Annotated in this window: 16 protein-coding genes; 7 read left to right on the top strand and 9 right to left on the bottom strand. The window is 27.4% G+C overall.

Going from position 1 to position 17288, the window contains the following annotated elements; all coding sequences use genetic code 11:
* Nucleotides 1-40 precede the first annotated feature (40 nt).
* Nucleotides 41-556: a GNAT family N-acetyltransferase gene (locus ACSIGC_RS04600; protein ID WP_442266983.1), complete on the top strand. Its 516-nt coding sequence runs from the start codon at nt 41-43 to the stop codon at nt 554-556.
* A 2-nt stretch (nt 557-558) separates the two neighbouring features.
* Here the strand turns inward: ACSIGC_RS04600 and ACSIGC_RS04595 are convergent, their stop codons facing one another.
* From ACSIGC_RS04595 to ACSIGC_RS04575, 5 genes are all read right to left on the bottom strand, one after another.
* Nucleotides 559-1200 carry a DUF4159 domain-containing protein gene (locus ACSIGC_RS04595; protein ID WP_442266982.1) on the bottom strand — a complete coding sequence of 214 codons (642 nt, stop codon included), beginning with the start codon at nt 1198-1200 and terminating at the stop codon, nt 559-561.
* Between the two features lie 416 nt (nt 1201-1616).
* Nucleotides 1617-2762 carry a helix-turn-helix domain-containing protein gene (locus ACSIGC_RS04590; RefSeq protein WP_442266981.1) on the bottom strand — a complete coding sequence of 382 codons (1146 nt, stop codon included), beginning with the start codon at nt 2760-2762 and terminating at the stop codon, nt 1617-1619.
* Between the two features lie 104 nt (nt 2763-2866).
* Nucleotides 2867-3574, bottom strand: a complete 708-nt coding sequence (locus ACSIGC_RS04585; RefSeq protein WP_442266980.1) for a 16S rRNA (uracil(1498)-N(3))-methyltransferase — start codon at nt 3572-3574, stop codon at nt 2867-2869.
* On the bottom strand, nt 3574-4692 hold the full coding sequence (locus ACSIGC_RS04580) for a GTP cyclohydrolase (protein WP_442266979.1): 1119 nt from the start codon (nt 4690-4692) through the stop codon (nt 3574-3576). The genes ACSIGC_RS04585 and ACSIGC_RS04580 overlap by 1 nt, the downstream gene beginning before the upstream one ends.
* 18 nt (nt 4693-4710) lie before the next feature.
* Nucleotides 4711-6051: a transporter gene (locus tag ACSIGC_RS04575; protein ID WP_442266978.1), complete on the bottom strand. Its 1341-nt coding sequence runs from the start codon at nt 6049-6051 to the stop codon at nt 4711-4713.
* Nucleotides 6052-6205: 154 nt separating this feature from the next.
* Here ACSIGC_RS04575 and ACSIGC_RS04570 point away from each other — a divergent pair, with 154 nt between their 5' ends.
* Both ACSIGC_RS04570 and ACSIGC_RS04565 read left to right on the top strand, forming a co-directional pair.
* Nucleotides 6206-6457 (top strand): DUF4834 family protein, encoded by a 252-nt coding sequence (locus tag ACSIGC_RS04570; protein WP_442266977.1) that lies wholly within the window; start codon nt 6206-6208, stop codon nt 6455-6457.
* Between the two features lie 2 nt (nt 6458-6459).
* Complete coding sequence (locus ACSIGC_RS04565) at nt 6460-8865, top strand: YfhO family protein (protein ID WP_442266976.1); 2406 nt, start codon at nt 6460-6462, stop codon at nt 8863-8865.
* On the opposite strand, the gene ACSIGC_RS04560 is transcribed toward ACSIGC_RS04565, so the two are convergent.
* Nucleotides 8846-10555, bottom strand: a complete 1710-nt coding sequence (locus tag ACSIGC_RS04560) for a helix-turn-helix domain-containing protein (protein ID WP_442266975.1) — start codon at nt 10553-10555, stop codon at nt 8846-8848. The two genes, ACSIGC_RS04565 and ACSIGC_RS04560, sit on opposite strands and share 20 nt — an antisense overlap.
* A gap of 267 nt (nt 10556-10822) precedes the next feature.
* Here ACSIGC_RS04560 and ACSIGC_RS04555 point away from each other — a divergent pair, with 267 nt between their 5' ends.
* Genes ACSIGC_RS04555 through ACSIGC_RS04540 form a run of 4 tightly spaced genes read left to right on the top strand, consistent with a single transcriptional unit; the run spans nt 10823 to nt 15325 of the window.
* Entirely contained in the window at nt 10823-11344 is a 522-nt protein-coding gene (locus ACSIGC_RS04555; RefSeq protein WP_442266974.1) for a methyltransferase, read from the top strand.
* 2 nt (nt 11345-11346) lie between these two features.
* Nucleotides 11347-12537, top strand: a complete 1191-nt coding sequence (locus ACSIGC_RS04550) for a glycosyltransferase family 4 protein (RefSeq protein WP_442266973.1) — start codon at nt 11347-11349, stop codon at nt 12535-12537.
* Nucleotides 12534-13820 carry a glycosyltransferase family 4 protein gene (locus ACSIGC_RS04545; protein ID WP_442266972.1) on the top strand — a complete coding sequence of 429 codons (1287 nt, stop codon included), beginning with the start codon at nt 12534-12536 and terminating at the stop codon, nt 13818-13820. The genes ACSIGC_RS04550 and ACSIGC_RS04545 overlap by 4 nt, the downstream gene beginning before the upstream one ends.
* Before the next feature lie 2 nt (nt 13821-13822).
* Nucleotides 13823-15325, top strand: a complete 1503-nt coding sequence (locus ACSIGC_RS04540) for a lipopolysaccharide biosynthesis protein (protein WP_442266971.1) — start codon at nt 13823-13825, stop codon at nt 15323-15325.
* Between the two features lie 127 nt (nt 15326-15452).
* Here the strand turns inward: ACSIGC_RS04540 and ACSIGC_RS04535 are convergent, their stop codons facing one another.
* Genes ACSIGC_RS04535 through ACSIGC_RS04525 form a run of 3 tightly spaced genes read right to left on the bottom strand, consistent with a single transcriptional unit; the run spans nt 15453 to nt 17287 of the window.
* Complete coding sequence (locus ACSIGC_RS04535; RefSeq protein WP_442266970.1) at nt 15453-16043, bottom strand: Crp/Fnr family transcriptional regulator; 591 nt, start codon at nt 16041-16043, stop codon at nt 15453-15455.
* A gap of 1 nt (nt 16044) precedes the next feature.
* Nucleotides 16045-16638, bottom strand: a complete 594-nt coding sequence (locus ACSIGC_RS04530; protein WP_442266969.1) for a Crp/Fnr family transcriptional regulator — start codon at nt 16636-16638, stop codon at nt 16045-16047.
* Nucleotides 16639-16672: 34 nt separating this feature from the next.
* Nucleotides 16673-17287, bottom strand: coding sequence for a WbqC family protein (locus tag ACSIGC_RS04525; RefSeq protein ID WP_442266968.1), 615 nt, complete (start codon nt 17285-17287; stop codon nt 16673-16675).
* Between the last annotated feature and the right edge of the window lies 1 nt (nt 17288).

Here is a 17288-nt window from a genome sequence, read left to right as displayed (position 1 = left end):
TTTCTCTTGTTCGTTTCTTTGAGGTATTAAATTTAATGGAATGGATAATTTTACTATACAATTATTAGCTATAAAAGATGCTGAGATTTTCTTTGAGTTAATTCAAAACAATAAAAGTAGATTAGAAGATTTTTTTGCAGGAACAATAAAATATACCCAAACTAAAGAAAGTACTTTAAATTATTGCAGAACGATAGAAGATAAAATAAAACTAAGGACATACTATCCCTATCTTATTTTTAATAATGAAAAACTGATTGGTTTTATTGATTTTAAAAATATAGATTGGTCTATACCAAAAGCAGAATTAGGAGCTTTTATAGATGTTAATTTTGAAGGGAAAGGCATTATTACTAAAAGTTTTACAACGTTATTGGAAAGTGTGGTTAAAACGCATGGTTTTAAAAAACTTTTCTGTAGAATATCTCAACAAAATGTTAGGAGCATTGCGTTAGCTGAAAGATGTGGTTTTCGTTTAGAAGGTATAATTACGAAAGACTATCGAACTACTAATGGAGAATTAATTGATTTGAACTATTACGGAAAGGAGTTATAGTTTTAGTTCTTAAAGGCAAATTCAATAATATTAGCTCCCATTCGTAATGCTTTTTCTCTGGTTTCTTTAGGATTATTATGAATTGATTCATCTTCCCATCCGTCACTTAAATCACTTTCATAATCGTAAAAAGCAATTAATCTACCTTCATAAAATAAACCAAATCCTTGAGGAGCTTTTTTATCGTGTTCGTGAATCTTTGGTAGTCCTTTTGGAAAATCAAATGTCTGATGATAAATAGGATGAGATGTAGGTATTTCTTGAAAATTAAGTTTAGGAAATACTTTTTTCATTTCACGACGAATATATTTATCTAATCCATAATTATCTGAAATATGAATAAAACCACCAGATATAAGATACTTTCTTAAGTTCTCTACAGAAGCATCATCAAAATAAACGTTTCCGTGTCCAGTTAAAAAAACAATTGGTAAACTAAAAATATCTTCACTATCTGGTGTTACAGTTGCTATATTGTAATCTATAGATGTTTTGGTATTCCTGTTACTAAAATTAATTAAGTTAGGTAAAGATGTTGGATTTGCATACCAATCTCCACCACCACCGTATTTTAGAATACCAATTTGTTGTGCACTCGTATTAAAAGATATAATAAATATTAAAATATATAGTATGTTTTTCATTTGATCTTGATAAGCGATAACCAAGATATAAATAAAAAAAAACACCATTCCCTTCTTATGGTGTTTTTTTTGTGAAGAAAGTAGTAAATATTAATCCCTAAATATATTTACTGGTTTATGTAAGTTTTCATTTCAAATATAGTTAAGTTATTCGTTATTAGACTCCTAAAACGTATGTTTTGGATGTTTTAGGACAACTTTATAAATAAAAAAACACTGTTGTTAAACAGTGTTTCGGCTTTTCCCTCTTCATAGAGAGTTTCCTCTCTATAATTCGTTGTAAAAACTTAATAAAATAAGTTATTGCATAATTCTTACTTTATTAAGTATACATTCAAATATAAAATTGAGAAGACAAATCAAAGTCCTAAAACTTATGATTTGGATGTTTTCGGACTAATTAAGGATAAAAAAAATTAACAATTTGAGTTTTTAAAGGCTAAAGGAGTACATCCAGCGTGTTTCTTGAAAACATCATAAAATGCAGATTTTGAGTTGAAACCAGATTCTAAGCCAATAGAAGCAATAGTATAGCTTTCATATTTAGGATTAAGTAAAAATTTTTTTGCTTGTTCAACTCTCATCTCATTAATATAATCAACAAAACTTTTTTTAGCATTATTATTTATTATAGCCGATAAAGTACTTGTTCCTATGCTTACATCCTTAGATAGATTTTGAAGAGTGTATTTTGGTTGCAAAAATTTTTTATTTGTCTTTACATAAGAATCAACATTTAAAAAGTGTTCTTCATATTTGGTAGAGAGCTCTTTTTCCTCTTGAATTTCAGCTATAGTTTCGTTTTCACTTTCCTCTCTAATATGTTTTCTTTCTTTTAATATTCTCAAATATTTAATTCCCTGATATCCTAAAATGAAAATAATTACAGTTGTAGATATTCGTAAAGGATAGTAAGAATAAATAAAACCAGAGAAGTTTAAACTGAATTTAATAACTAATGCAAAAACCCATAGTAAATAAACAATACCTGTGAGTTTAAAAAAGTTATAAATCCATTTTAAGTTATCAAAAGAAAGTATTTTTTGAAAAAGCTGTTCTTTATTTCGAAGAACGTAATAAGAATAAACAAAAATACTAATAGAACTAATAAAACTAATAAGTTCCTCAAAAGACGTATAACGTTCGTAAATATAATTTAGTTCTTCCTCAGTTGCTCCACCAGTAGACGAAAATATAACAAAGCTAATTTGCGCTATGCACATTAGTAGAAAAACAAAAATAAAATATTTAAGTATCTTTTTTTGATGATTTACTATGTCTAAATAATTAACTAAAAAAGCATAAAAGAAAGGACCACTTAAAAAATGCCAAGGAATTTGAATGTAACTTAGCATGAATTTATGCTGAAATAAGTTTAAAGCTAAAGCCCAAGATTGAAAATTGTTAAGAGCAATAGTTAATATCATTAAGTTTAAGAACAGTAAGCTTTTATTCTTTCCGTATTTAGAAAAAAACATGAAAAAACTTAGGCAAAAACCTAGTAAAGCACTTCCTAATAAAAATACATTGAAAACATCCGTTATGTTAAATGCTGGTAGCATAAATTGATCTTTGGTTGGGGTTAGGGGGATATAAATTTAATAAAATAAATCTTTTTATAAAATTTATATTCTGGGTACTTTCCTCCTAATTTGTAGTTTATATACTAAAAATGTAAAAAACTAATATGCTGTACAGCTGTTAATGCAGCAGTTTCTGTTCTTAAACGACTTTTTCCAAGAGATATAGGTTTGAAATTTGTTATTGAAGCTATGTTTACTTCTTCTTCAGAAAAATCTCCTTCAGGACCAATTAAAATTGTAATGTTGGAGTTGAATTTAGAAATTGTATTCAAACTTATTTTTTCTGAAGGATAACAATGAGCGATAAATTTATCTCCAGAATTATCTTGTTTAATAAATTCCGAAAATTTTATAGGTTCATTAATAATAACCGCATTGAATTTTAATGATTGTTTCATAGCGGCTAACATTATTTTTTGTAACCGTTGTGTTTTTACAATTTTTCTTTCAGAATTATGGCAAATGATTGGAGTTATTTCATCGATACCAATTTCAGTAGCCTTTTCAATAAACCATTCTAAACGATCCATATTTTTAGTTGGCGCTATAGCTACATGAAGATGATAATTCCATTCTTTAGTTCTTTGCTCAAAACCTACTATTTTAGCAATACATTTTTTATCACTAGGTATTGTTATAATAGCAGTAAAAACTGTTCCTTTACCATTGGTTATAATGAGTTTATCGTCACTGTCTTTTCGAAGTACTTTAATAATGTGACGACTTTCTTCTTTATTAAAGATGATTTCTTTAGTTTCCTTTGTTATTTCTGGATTAAAAAATAGTTGCATTATAGGTTTAATCGATAAGTTCGTCTTCTTTTATGTGTAACTGGTTGAAAATCTTTCCAAATTTTGAAAATGGCAGTATTATCTTCTAATTCAGGAGTTCTAATACAATTTTGAATTCCTTTAGCTGTAAATGTTCTGATATTTTCTCTAAAAATGATTGCAGTTACTCCTTTGTTTTGATAATCTGGATGTACACCAATTAAATAGAAAGTAATGTCTTTAGCGTATTTTCTTGCTTTTAATAAATGAAATAAACCAAATGGAAATAATTTTCCTTTAGCCTTTTGTAAAGCTTTAGAGAAAGAAGGCATAACTATAGAAAATGCGACCATTTTATTTTCACTATCTACAACAAATTTAATGTATTCAGGATTGATAAATGAAATGTATTTTTTCTTGAAAAACTCTATTTGGGCATTAGAAATTGGAACATAAGTAGATAGCTTTGAGTAAGTTTTACTAAATAACTCAAACATTTCATCTACATAAGGCATAATATCTTTGGTTTTTGTAAACGTAACCTCTTTTAAGTTATATCTCTTTTGAATTAAGTTTCCTGCTTTCTCGTATTTCTTTGCATTTACATTTTTAAATTCAAATTTGTTCTCTAAATATTCTTTTTCTTTAACAAAGCCTAACTTTTCTAAATGATCTTTGTAATAAGGAAGATTGTACCAAGTAATCATAGTTCCAATATGATCAAATCCTTCGATTAAAACCCCTGTCTTATCTAAATTATTAAAACCTACAGGACCTTCTAAATATTCTAATCTTTTTTCTTTTCCTATTTCCTTTGCTTTATTTATTAAAGCCTTGGTTACTTCAATATCATTAATAACTTCAAACCAACCAAATCGTATTTTTTTTATTCCTTGTTTTTCAACTTCGTAGTTATTAATTATAACAGCAATACGACCAACTACTTTTTTATTTCTAATAGCGACAAAAAGCCTAGCATCAGCATGTTCGAAAACAGGATTAATATTACTATCGAAATTATTTATTTCATCATTAATAATAGGAGGGACCCAGTATTTATTGTCTTTGTATAAAGAAAAAGGAAATAAAACAAATTGTTTTATTTCCTTTCTTGTTTTTATTTCCTTTAGTTGAATCATAAAACAAATGTATGATTTCTATTGTTCTTCTTTTTGTTCTTCTTTGTCTTTTTCTTTTTTCTTTTTCTTTTCCTCTTTCTTTTTTTCTTCTTCCTCTTCTTTTTTGAGCTCTTCTTCTAATTTTTTAATTTCTTTTTCTAGTTTTTCTTGTTCTTTTTTCTTTCGTTTTTCTTCTTTCTCTTTTTCTCTTTGAGCTTTTCTAAGTGCTTTTTCTTCGGATTTTTTCTTCTTTTTAGCTGCTTTTTTCTTTTCCTTGGTAGTTTTCTTTTTAGCCTTTTCGTCTTTTTTAGTTAAGTCATCTAAAATTGACTTTTGACGAGTTCTACCTCTTGGTTTTTCATTAATATCTTCTGTAGTTTTACCTTCTTCTAGTTGAGGTTCTGTTTTGTCTTTCTTTTTAAAGATGCCTTTAATCTTATCAAACATTCTTCCAAAGAAACCTTTGTTATAGGTTTGAACTTCATCGTCTTCTATTTTATTTCCAAATTCATCAAGTTCTTCAAACTGATCAACATGTCTATCTAATCTATAAGAAACTCCAATACTTCCGTAGAAACCAACAGTTTCTTCTTGAAATGTTGCTCTAAGAGATGAATTTATTTGTAAATTTTTATTAAATAAATATGCTGCGCCAGCTCCTAAATTACTTTGGTTTTCTTGTTTGTTAAATAAAGCTTGATGTTCTGCAAACCCAGACCATTTTTGATTGAAATTGTATGTGCCTGTAACAACGTAAGATAATTCAGGTAAATATCCTCCTATATAATTGTAGTGTATATTAGTTACTACATTAAGTTTATGAGAAAATTCGTTTTGTAGTAAAACCCCAAATTTAGGAGTAATACCACCTCTTGCATGAAAATCATTTAAAAGTGAACCAAAGTTAAGCCCGCCATATACCGCAACATGAGGAATCCATCTTTTCCAGTCAAAAGAATGTCTTTTTTTCCAACTTCTTATTTCTTTAGATTTATCTTGGTATTCAGGTTTAAAAACTAAATACTTAGCTCCAATAGTTAATCGTCCTAGACCAAATTGTGATCTAGTAGATTGAAATACATTTGTAAAAGCAAATTGATTGCTTTGTAAAGCAGTTGTAAGACTAAATTCTAACTTTTCATCTATAGCTCCCATTCTAAAATGTAAATCTAAACCTGTAGCTCTTGGATTACTAAAAGTAGGATTTTGAGCTTCAAATTGCCTATGAAAGATACTAGTTTCAAGTTGATAAACACCAATACCAACACTGTATGGACTTTCAGAAAATCCTGGTCTATTTGAATTTATGACATCGGTATATTGTGCAAATAAAGGAAATGCAACAAATAGGGAGAGTAAATAAAAAAGTCTTTTCATCATAATCAACACGTACAATTTACAACAGTTACAAACATACAGTAAAAATATCAATCCATTAAGTTTACCAAACTATTAACGCAAGGTTTTGGCTCAAATTGTTATTTTTGAATGATTTTTAGAAAAACTATTAACAAGATACTATAATATAAATTATATGGGTTTAATTAAAACACTTCTTATAATTGGTATAATATACTATTCATTCAAATTTTTAGCAAAATTATTTGCTCCTTATTTAATGAAAAAAGCTATGAGTAAAATGGAAGAGAAAATGAGAAATCAGAATCGCCAGAGTACTGCAAACGATATTAAAGTTGGAGAAACAATAATCGATAAAAAGCCAAATTCAAATAAACAAAGCGATAAATCAGTAGGTGAATATATTGATTTTGAAGAAATAGATTAACCATGAAACTTACGAAGTATTTACCTCACGTAGGAGCAATTATATTATTTGTAGTTGCTTCTTTATTATATTTTAACCCTGTTTTAGGAGGAAAACAAATCAAACAAAGCGATATCACTCAGTATATTGGTATGGCTAAAGAGATGAATGATTTTAGAGCAGAAGAAAATAAAGAACCTTATTGGATTGGTAATGCTTTCAGTGGAATGCCTTCATATCAAGTAGGGGCAAAGTTTCCAAACGATTTTGTTAAAGAGTTAGATTATTTTTTACGCTTTCTACCGAGACCAGCTGATTATTTATTTTTATATTTCTTAGGTTTCTTTTTATTATTAAATGCTTTAAAAGTAGACTGGAAACTTTCTGTTTTAGGAAGTTTGGCTTTTGGTTTTTCAACGTATTTGATTATAATTTTTGGTGCAGGACATAATGCTAAAGCACATACAATAGCATACATGCCAGCTGTAATTGCGGGAGTATTGTATGTTTTTCAGAAAAGATACTTATTAGGTTTTATAGTTACTTCTTTGGCCATGGCTTTAGAGATAGTAGCTAATCATATACAGATGACTTACTATTTAGGTTTTTGTATTCTGATTTTAGGAATTGTAGAAGCGATAGATGCTTTTAAGAATAAAGAATTACCAACTTTTGCTAAACAAGTCGGTGTTTTACTAATAGCTTTTATTATTGGTGTTGGAATGAATTCCACTCGCTTATTATCAACTAAAGAGTATGCTAACTATAGTACAAGAGGAAAATCTGAATTAACTATAAATCCAGATGGATCTCCTAAAAAGAAAACAAAAGGTTTAGATAAAGCTTATATTACAGAATATAGTTATGGTATTTTAGAAACTTTCAATCTAATTATTCCTCGTTATATGGGAGGAGGAACAGTTGAAAAATTAGGCGAAGATTCTGAATTTTATAAAACTTTAGAAAAAAACGCAGGTAAAGCTGTTGCTAAAGATTATTCAGAACAAGTATTAACTTATTGGGGCGAACAACCAATAGTAGAAGCGCCTGCATATATTGGAGCAGTAGTTTGGTTTTTATTTTTCCTTGGGATTTTCTTTGTAAGAGGAAAACTGAAATATTGGTTAGTTAGTGCTACGATTTTTTCTTTATTACTTAGTTGGGGTAAAAACTTCTCGATCTTAACTAATTTATTTATCGATTATGTACCACTTTACAATAAATTCAGAGCAGTTTCTTCAATACAAGTAATTGCCGAATTATGTGTGCCTTTATTAGGTGTTTTAGGTCTCAAAGAATTCTTTAATAGCAAACAAACTGCAGAAGAAAAAACAAAAAGATTAATAAATGCAGTGTTAACTACAGGTGGAGTTATTATTGCAGGGTTAATTTTTGCGCACATGTCTTCTACCTTTGAAGGAATAAGAGATGAGCAGTATAAACAATTACCAGCATTAATTGAATCTTTAATAGCTGATAGAAAATCCATGTTATTTACTGATACGTTAAGATCTTTAATCTTAGTAATATTTTCAGGAGGAGTTTTATGGTTGTTTTTAAAAGACAAAGTAAAGTTAACACCAGTAATTATTACCGTTAGTGTTTTATTACTTTTTGATTTACTAAGTGTAGATTTAAGATATGTTAACAAAGACGATTTTACTTCAGCTAGAAATGTAGAAAGACCTTTTATTGCAAATGAAGCTGATAAAAAAATATTACAAGACAAAACTCGTTTCAGAGTAGCCAACTTTTCTACCAACTTAATGAATGAAGGTAGAACTTCTTATTTTCATAACTCAATTGGAGGGTATCATGCAGCTAAAATGATGCGTTATCAAGAGCTATTCGAATATCAAATCGCTCAGAATAATTTGGAAATGTTGAATATGTTAAATACGAAATACTTCATAGGTAGTGAAACAGACATTCAACTAAATGATAAAGCTAATGGAAATGCATGGTTTGTTTCTAAATTAGATATAGTAGATTCAGCGAATGATGAAATGAAAGCTTTAAAATCGATTAATACTAAAGAAGAAGCTGTTATTAGAAAAAGTGATTATTCAGGTACAGCTACTTACGCTAAAGACTCCTTATCGTTTATTCGTCTTGAAAAGTATGAACCCAATCATTTAACATATAAAAGTAAATCTAGGAATGAACAGTTTGCAGTTTTTTCTGAAATCTATTATAAAGACGGTTGGAATGCTTATGTTGATGGTAAATTAGAACCACACTATCAAGTAAATTATGTTCTAAGAGGTATGAACCTTCCTAAAGGAGAACATAAAATCGAGTTTAAATTTGAGCCAAAAGTAATTCAAACAGGAAGTAAAATATCTTTAATCTTCTTAGCTTTATTTGTTTTGGTTTGTATCGGATGGTATTATTTAGAAAGAAAGAAAACTACTCCTTTAGATTCTTAATGTAAACTGAAGGAGTAATATTCATATATTTTTTAAAAACTCTAGTAAAAGCAGAAGCGTTTGTATATCCAACTTCTTCTGCTAATGCTTGTACAGAATAATTACGATATACTTTATCATTGTTTAGCTTTTCTACAATATAATCTATCTTTTTTTTACTGTAATATTGTTTAAATGTTTCGTTTTTATTTTTATTGAAAACAAACGAAATGTAAGTAGAATTTGTTTCTAGTGCTTTAGCTAAAGTGTTTATTGTGAAATCTGATTTCAAAAAGCTAAGCTCATTGTCTAGAGTGTCAATTTTAGCTAAAATTTTCTTCTCAAGTTCTTCGTCTATATTATATTCAACTTTTTGAGGTTCTTTCTCTTTTGGAATTTCAATTTTAATATCTTCTTTTTCCTCTTCTTTATTCTGAATACCAACAATTTCTTTTTTGTATTTTTTTCTTTTGTAAAGAAAGAATCCAGAAGTGATTAATAAAATGAAAATACAGACTAAAATGATATTCGTGTATTTATTCTTCTCACTTTTTATTATGGATTTATTAAGCTCTTTAACTTTTTCGATATCGTTATCGTATAACAATTGATAAGTTTTGTCTTTACGTGCTCTAGTTTCATCAATTTCTTTAATAGTTAATTCAGAATATTTGTAAGCACTATCAAGTTTTTTGTTTTTAAAATATTGATCCGATAAAATATTATAGCCAGTAATTAATGAACTCTTTCTGATATTTGGAATTCTAATTAATTTATGAGCATAAAAAATAGCTGAATCTATCTTCTTTAAGTTTTCAAAACATATAGCTTTATTTAAAAAAGCTTCCTGACGATATTCATGGCCATTACTAATTTTAGAATATGAATTTACTAGTTCTAATGCTTTTTTAAATTTTCCTTTAGTAATGTAAATTTCGGTCATTTTAAAAGCATACATTAATTCAGTGTCAGAATGTGGAGGGATAAAAAGTTTCGCGTATTTATAAGCTTTGTTATAATAATGAACTGTAGAGTCTAAGAGTTCTGGTTTTCTTTTATTTTTACTTAAAAGAAGATAAGTCTTTCCTAATAAATTATTAATGTTAGTTTTTTTTGAAATTAAATAATTAAAGTTAACTGTGTCTAAGTTGTCTTGGTTTTTCTGATTAACAACTTTAATTAACTTTAGTAAAATATTTTTAGAATCATCCTCTAATTTCAATTCATTTTTAATTAAAGCTTTAGACATTTCAATGGTAGTCAAATAATGAAATTTATCAATTTTTTCATCATCGATAGATTTCATATAATTTGAAAACTTGATTAATTCATTATATGCTTTTTCAAATTCTTCTGTGTTTTTATACACCCAAAATAGTCTGTTAAAAATTGATATCTTCATTTTAATAGCACAAACATTTGTCTGCTCTTTAACAGATAGGGAATCTAAATATATAAGTGATTTTTTAGTTAATTTTTTTACTTTTTTATAATTTTTAAGCTTGTAGTAATAATATATTATTGCATTTTTAGAACTTAAATTAGTGCATAAATTTTTTGATGTTGCATTTATATTAGCATAGTAATATAAACTATCTAAATTTGAATTTTTAAATTGATCTAATTTTGCGTTTAAATCTTCTTTTGAGTCGATTTGAGCATAGCAAAAACTATAGATGAAAAAGAATAAAAAGAGTATTTTTTCTTTCAATTTACAGCGGATTATTTAGTTGTTTTTTCTTCTTTTAGCTAAGAAGTTTATATACATTTTATAAAAAGTGCAATATAAAACTTTTTAAATATTCTTAATAGAATTAATTTCGTAAGCCTGAAAAGTAAAAGAAATTTGATACAGGGAAAATGGCGATATGAGAATTTTCTTAAGGAGTTATGTAACTCCTTTTTTTATTTTATAACTTTTAGGTAAAGTTCTATTTATAATCAATAGATTTGTTTTGTTAAAGATTATGTTTTTAAAATGTACAAAAAGTTACCCAAAAACAGATACAATAAAACATTAAGTTTACTGAAAAAAGTACTACCTGCACCAGCTACAGTTTTAGATTTAGGAGTAAGAAATCCATTCAGTGAAATTATGGAAGAGAATGGGTATACTGTTTTTAATACTAATGGAGAAGATTTAGATTTAATCCCAGACCTTGTTAAAAACTATAAAGTAGATGCAGTTACTTCTTTTGAAATTTTTGAACATTTATTGTCTCCTTTTACAGTATTGAAAGCTATAGAGTGTGATAAATTAATAACAACAGTTCCTTTACGTTTATGGTTTTCTACTGCTTACAGAAGTAAAACAGATATGTGGGATAGACATTATCATGAATTTGAAGATTGGCAATTTGATTGGTTATTAGAAAAAACAGGTTGGATGATTAAAGAAAGAGATAAATGGACTAATCCAACGAATAAAATAGGAATAAGACCTTTGTTACGAAAATTTACACCTAGGTATTATGCTGTTTATGCAGAACGAAAAAAGTAGTTATGAAAATAGGTATGATATTGGATAATGTTTATCCACCAGATCCTAGAGTTGAAAATGAAGCGATAGAACTTATTAAAGAAGGACATGAGGTTTACTTGTTTTGTCTTTCTTACGATAAGAATGAAAAAGTAAAAGAGGAAATTAATGAAATTAAAGTCAGAAGGTATACTAGTAATACTTTAGAATATAAGTTATCTGCTTTAGCATATACTTTTCCTTTTTACAACATTTTAATGAGTTCTAAAATAAAAGATTTTATTAAAAACACTTCAGTTCAAGTCATCCATATTCATGACATACGAATTGCAGGAGCTGCTTTTTTAGCTAACAAAAAATTTAACTTACCAACTGTTTTAGATTTACACGAAAACAGACCAGAAATAATGAGGTTTTATCCTCATATGCAAAAGCTTTATGGGAAATTATTAATCTCAATAAAAAAATGGATTAAAAAAGAGGAAGCATTTGTAAAAAAAGCGAGTAAAGTTATTGTTGTAACAAAACATGCAAAAAAAGAATTGGTCGATAGAACTCAAATTCTAAAAAGTAAAGTTGCAGTGGTTCCTAATACGATTAGATCATCTTTTTATAAAGAAAAAAATGATTTAGAAATTCCGTTTAAGAACCAAAAAGAAGATCTGACATTACTTTACCTTGGAGATACAGGTGAACGTAGAGGTTTAAGAACAGTAGTATCATCTTTAGTAAAACTAAGAGATGAGAAAGGAATAAAAAACATAAAGTTTGTAGTAGTAGGAAAAACTAGTCCGTATTTAGAAAGAATGGTTTCAGATCATAACATTTCGGATCAAGTTAAGTTATTTGGTTGGCAATATGATACTACTTTTCCAAACTGGATTAGAGAATCTGATGTTTGTGTTTCTCCTCTGCATAAAAATATCCATCACGATACTACATATGCAAATAAGATATTTCAATATATGAGTATTGGAAAACCTCTATTAATTAGTGACGTTTTAGCACAAGAAGCTTTAATGAAAGAAACAGAAGCAGGATTAATTCATAAAGCTAAAGATGTTAATGATTTTACAGAACAGTTACTGAAATTGTATTATGATTCTAGTTTAAGAGAAAAACTAGGGAAAAATGGTCAAAGTTTTGTTAGAAATTATTTTACATGGGATAAAACTTCTGGAGAATTAATAGATTTATACAAAAATTTAAATTGAAAGTATTAGTTATAACATATTATTGGCCACCAGGAGGCGGACCAGGAGTTCAACGTTGGTTAAAGTTTGTAAAATACTTGAGAGATTTCGGAATAGAACCAGTTGTTTTTACTGCAGAAAATCCTTTTTATCCAACAGTAGATGAAACTTTAATACAAGATGTTCCAGATGGAATAAAGATTGTTAAATGTCCGATTTTCGAACCGAATAATATTGTAGCTAAATTCAAGAAGAATGAAACTCAAAGAAGTGCAGGTTTTTTAGACCCTAATCCTTCTTTAATATCAAAGTTTCTTTTGTATATAAGGGCGAATTATTTTATTCCAGATGCTAGAAAATTTTGGGTAAAACCAGCAGTAAAAATGCTTATAAAATATCTTTCTGAAAATTCAGTAGATGCAGTAATTACTACTGGACCACCTCATAGTTTACATCTCATTGGAAAAAAACTAAAAGAAGTTACAGGAATAAAGTGGATTGCAGATTTTAGAGATCCTTGGACAAGTATTGATTATTTTCATTTATTACCTTTAACAAATTCAGCAAGAAAAAAACATTTTAGATTAGAGGAAGAAGTTGTGAGAGCTGCTGATCGTGTGATTATGGTAAGTAGTAATGCTAAAAAAAAGTATGAAGACTTTAATGAAAATATTGATGTTATCACTAATGGTTTTGATACCGAAAAGGGTTTAGAAGAGGTAAAGATTGAGTTGGATAAAAAATTCAGTATTACTCACATTGGAACAATGAATTCAGAAAGAAATCCGAAAGCCTTTTGGGAAGCTTTATCTGAAATTAGTGAAGAGAATTCTGAATTTACTGATGATCTGGAACTTAAATTTATAGGTAAAGTTGATGATTCAGTTTGGGAAAATGAAATTGAATCAAGAGGATTTAAAGATGTTAAAAGAGTTAGTTATGTACCACATTTAGAAGCTAAATTATATCAAAGAAAATCTCAAGTACTTTTAATTGTTGTAAATGATTATCCGAGTGCAAAAGAGATGATTCCAGGTAAAACTTTCGAATATTTACAAGCAAATCGACCAATTTTAGGCTTTGCACCAGAAGGCGGTGATTTAGCAGAAATTTTATCTAATACAAATTCAGGTGTGGCTGTTGATTTTAGAAATAAAGAGCTGGCTAAAAAATCAATTTTAAATTTATATTCAAACTTTAAAAAAGGAAATTTAGAGTCAACATCAAAAGGAATAGATAGTTTTCATAGAAGAAAATTAACTGAAAAACTATCTGTTATTATTAAAGATTTAATTCAAAACTAATTTTGGGAATAATTTTTAAACAATCTTTCAGGAATACCATAGTCATTTACTTTGGTTTTATTATCGGGGCAGTAAACGCTATAGCTTTTTATCCTAATATCCTAAAAGAAGAATATCATGGTTTAGTAACTTTTTTGTTATCAGCATCTAATTTAATAATGCCATTAATTGCTTTTGGTATTCATAATACGATTGTAAAGTTCTTCACTTCATATAAAACTAAAGAAGAGAAAGATCGATTTTTATCTTCAATAATTATTTTTCCATTATTTATTGCGTTGCCAATAGGGTTTTTCTGGGATGCTTTTCATGAGTTTATAATTTCACGTTTAAGTCCTAAAAACGATGGTAAAGTAGAAGATTATACTTTAGTTATTTATATTGTAGCAGTAAGTTGCGCTTATTTTGAAGTTTTCTATTCTTGGTCGAAAGTACACTTGCAAACAGTTTTAGGAAATATATTAAAAGAATTTTATAATAGGGCAGTGGTGTTTGTTTTATTAATAGCTGTTTTCTTAGGTTTTATTAATAAATCAGAGTTTATATATACACTAACTGGTTTTTATATTTTTAGAACATTAATAATGATGTTCTTTGCCTTTAAAACATATTCACCAAAGTTCAATTTTAAACTCCCTGTAAATATTAAAGAGATTTTAAAATATTCTGCTTATGTTTTTTTAGCAGGAAGTGCAGGAGCTGTTATTATTGATATAGATAAATTGATGATACCTGGTAAAGAAGCAATTAAAGTAGCAAGTTATTATACAGTAGCAGTATATATTGGGTCATTTATAGAAGCTCCAGGAAGGGCTTTAGCACAAATTTTACAACCTTTAACTTCTAAATCTTTAAACGAAAATAATGTAAATGAAGTAGAGAGTTTATATAAAAAGAGTTCTATAAATTTATTAGTCATTAGTGGATTATTTTTTCTTTTAGTGAATTGTAGTATTTCTGAATTATTTAAAATGATGCCAGAGGGTTATGCAGGAGGTGAGTTAGTTGTTTTAATGATTTCTTTTGCTAAAATGTATACAATGTCTCTTGGGAATAATAGAGATATTATAAATAACTCGAAATTTTATAGAATGATTCTTCCAATCGGGTTAGGAATGGCATTGTCGGTTTATTTTTTAAATAAATTATTTTATTATGAAATGGATTTCGGAACTAATGGTTTAGCCTTGGCTACATTAATCACGTTGCTAGTTTTTAATTCCGTGAAATTATGGTTTGTAAAAGCAAAGTTTGATATGAACCCCTATACAAAAGAAACAACTAAAATATTTATTATTATTATCGGATTCTTTGGTTTATTTTATTTCTGGAATTTTACAACGCCAGAAATTTATATTAGTAAATTACCAATACATAATTTAATAAATATTATTATAAAGAGTATTTTAATAACAGGATTGTACTTGTTTATAGTATTAAAACTTAAGATTTCAGATCAACTTAATTTCTTAGTAAGAAAAGTTAAAGATAAAGTAGTTAAATAATAAGAAAGACCTGCAATCGAATCCATGGGGGAAAGCAAGTCTTTTCTTTGTTACTAATTATAGGGAATTATTTGATTACAAAAGTATGGCTAAAATCACATTTTATTGATAAACATAGGTTTATAATTTAACTAGAGTATAGTTTTTTTCTAATTCTACTTAATTGTACTGGTGTAATATTTAAATAACTCGCAATTTGATATTGTGGAATTAAGTTTTCAATATTAGGAATTCTTTTCTTCAGCATTTTATATCTGTTTGTAGCATCCAATAGAGAAAGCCTATCTAATCTATTTTGTAAATAATAAATTGCAGCTTGATTCAGTCTGTCTATAAATAAGAATAACTCATTATTCTTTTGTGCTATTTTTAAAAGCTGATCTAAATTACCTGTAAAAATTATAGTATTAGTTAAGCACTTAAAATAATCTATAGAAATACGTTCTGTTAGTTTTAAATCAGATAAATTAACAAAAACATTTTTTTCAAATAAAATAGCTCTAATATATTCTTTATTTGCATTTTGATCTTGAGAATAATTTGCTACAATTCCATTAAATATAATATGGAATTTTTTAAAAGGTGTATCATCTGCTTTTATAAGATCACCAGCTTTTAATTCTTCTTTTTGAAGTAAATTGTTAAATTCCTGTATAGTTTCGTTAGAAATATCTTTCATATAAATCTTACAGAAATCAAAAATAAAGTTGTCATTCATTTTACTGAGAGTACATTTTTTTTCTAATTCTACTTAATTGTACAGGAGTAACGCTTAAATAACTTGCTATCTGATATTGAGCGATTAAATTTTCTATATTAGGGATGTTATTTTTTAAAGCTAGGTACCTTTGAGTAGCATCCATAAACGATAGTTCATCTATTCTTTTTTGTGATTTTAAAAGCGCGTGTTCTAAAATTCTATTGTATAGAATAGATAGTTCATGATTTAAATGTGTTTGTTTTATAAATTCTAAATAACTACCTTGATATACAATGCATTTAGATAAGCATTTATAGTAATTTACATTTCTATCTTGATTTTTATTTAAAGATGAGATATTAGTGAAAATTGTTTTGTCGTCATGAATTGCTCTTATATATTCTTTTTCACTTAATTTATCTTGGGCAAAACTTCCTATGATGCCAGATTTTATAATGTAAAATTTCTTTACTCTAGTTTTATTTTTAATGATAACATAATCTTTAGGATACTCTTTTAAAGATATAAAGCTAGAAAATAATGCAATAGCTTCATCAGAAAGATCATTTACATACGATCTTAACAAAGATGTAATCAAATCAATTTCCATCATGTGTTAAAAATTGAAGTTATATTGGGGTTAATGTTTAAATCTTCGTATCCTCTAAATACGTCAAAGCATTTGGTCCTTCCATAAAAAGAAGATCCAAAATTGATAAATTAGATATATATCCATGTTTGTGATCAAACATTTGGACATATTCTTTAGTTTCCACAAAAACACCATTCTTTGCGATTGCTAATTCCCTATAATCGTTTAGTAACGGTGTCATTTCATACGTTTTTGTTTTCGAAAATTCTTGAGAAATTTGCAAGGCATCGGTAATAAATAAAAACGTATCTATATTTAAATCAATTAAATATACATAATTTTTGTTGAAAATTCTAAAAATATCATGTTCAAAAAACTCAAAGTAAGGAGATGATTGATATGCTGTTTTAATAGATTTAAAGTGTTGACTTTGCCATGGAAAGTCATTTTCTATCAAAGTATCCTTAGTTTTTTTTCTGCCAGAAGTATTTTTAAGGTGTTTTACAGGAATATTTAAAGAAAGTTTTCCGTTGGCCCCATAAATGTAACATCTGTTTCTATAAGTTTGTTTCTGAAAGTTATCTTCCTGTTCAAAAACTACTTTGTCTGATTTTAAAATTGCCGCGTACTGGCTAATAGGTGAAAAATATGTAGGTATAAAAAGACTCAAA

This window comes from Tenacibaculum aquaeponti (assembly GCF_052084715.1).
GTDB lineage: Bacteria > Bacteroidota > Bacteroidia > Flavobacteriales > Flavobacteriaceae > Polaribacter.
This window is presented reverse-complemented; position numbering and strand designations above follow the sequence as displayed.

What these genes read in the sequence shown, in the direction of transcription:
- ACSIGC_RS04600 (WP_442266983.1), top strand. Translation starts at nt 41, where the DNA reads ATGGATAATTTTACTATACAATTATTAGCTATAAAAGATGCTGAGATT.
- ACSIGC_RS04595 (WP_442266982.1), bottom strand. Translation starts at nt 1,200, where the DNA reads ATGAAAAACATACTATATATTTTAATATTTATTATATCTTTTAATACG.
- ACSIGC_RS04590 (WP_442266981.1), bottom strand. Translation starts at nt 2,762, where the DNA reads ATGCTACCAGCATTTAACATAACGGATGTTTTCAATGTATTTTTATTA.
- ACSIGC_RS04585 (WP_442266980.1), bottom strand. Translation starts at nt 3,574, where the DNA reads ATGCAACTATTTTTTAATCCAGAAATAACAAAGGAAACTAAAGAAATC.
- ACSIGC_RS04580 (WP_442266979.1), bottom strand. Translation starts at nt 4,692, where the DNA reads ATGATTCAACTAAAGGAAATAAAAACAAGAAAGGAAATAAAACAATTT.
- ACSIGC_RS04575 (WP_442266978.1), bottom strand. Translation starts at nt 6,051, where the DNA reads ATGATGAAAAGACTTTTTTATTTACTCTCCCTATTTGTTGCATTTCCT.
- ACSIGC_RS04570 (WP_442266977.1), top strand. Translation starts at nt 6,206, where the DNA reads ATGGGTTTAATTAAAACACTTCTTATAATTGGTATAATATACTATTCA.
- ACSIGC_RS04565 (WP_442266976.1), top strand. Translation starts at nt 6,460, where the DNA reads ATGAAACTTACGAAGTATTTACCTCACGTAGGAGCAATTATATTATTT.
- ACSIGC_RS04555 (WP_442266974.1), top strand. Translation starts at nt 10,823, where the DNA reads ATGTACAAAAAGTTACCCAAAAACAGATACAATAAAACATTAAGTTTA.
- ACSIGC_RS04550 (WP_442266973.1), top strand. Translation starts at nt 11,347, where the DNA reads ATGAAAATAGGTATGATATTGGATAATGTTTATCCACCAGATCCTAGA.
- ACSIGC_RS04535 (WP_442266970.1), bottom strand. Translation starts at nt 16,043, where the DNA reads ATGAATGACAACTTTATTTTTGATTTCTGTAAGATTTATATGAAAGAT.
- ACSIGC_RS04530 (WP_442266969.1), bottom strand. Translation starts at nt 16,638, where the DNA reads ATGATGGAAATTGATTTGATTACATCTTTGTTAAGATCGTATGTAAAT.